Below are 434 nucleotides of genomic sequence, written 5' to 3' on the forward strand. Positions count from 1 at the left end.
AATAAAAAGCTTTTAGAGCAAATAAAAGATATCCACAAGAAAAGTAATAATGTGTTTGGTTCTGTTAAAATTACCAGAGAAGTAAATAAGCTAAGCAAAAAACCTGTTAATCATAAAAGAGTAGAACATATTATGAGTAAAAATAATATAAAATCAAAAGTTGCAAAGAAGTTTAAGGCTACTACTTATTCAGGCCATAAACTGCCAGTAGCAGAAAATATACTTAACCGCAATTTTACTGTGGAAAAGCCAAATGAAAAAATGGTAAGCGATATCACCTATTTGTGGACAGACGAAGGTTGGCTGTATATAGCAGCAATAATGGATTTATGTGGACAAAAAATCATTGGATTATCAATGAGTGAAAGAATGACAAAAGGATTAATAATTAACGCATTTAATGATGCGTATCAGCGAGCAGGAAAACCAACTGG

The 434-nt window shown here is 31.3% G+C and carries 1 protein-coding gene; it reads left to right on the top strand.

What is annotated here, in order from left to right; genetic code table 11:
* Positions 1 to 434, top strand: a 434-nt coding sequence (locus AB8U03_RS18045) for an IS3 family transposase (RefSeq protein WP_369705934.1), incomplete at both ends; no start/stop codon positions are given.

The sequence above is a fragment of the Clostridium moutaii genome, assembly GCF_041205085.1.
GTDB classification, from domain to species: Bacteria; Bacillota; Clostridia; order Clostridiales; family Clostridiaceae; genus Clostridium_B; species Clostridium_B moutaii.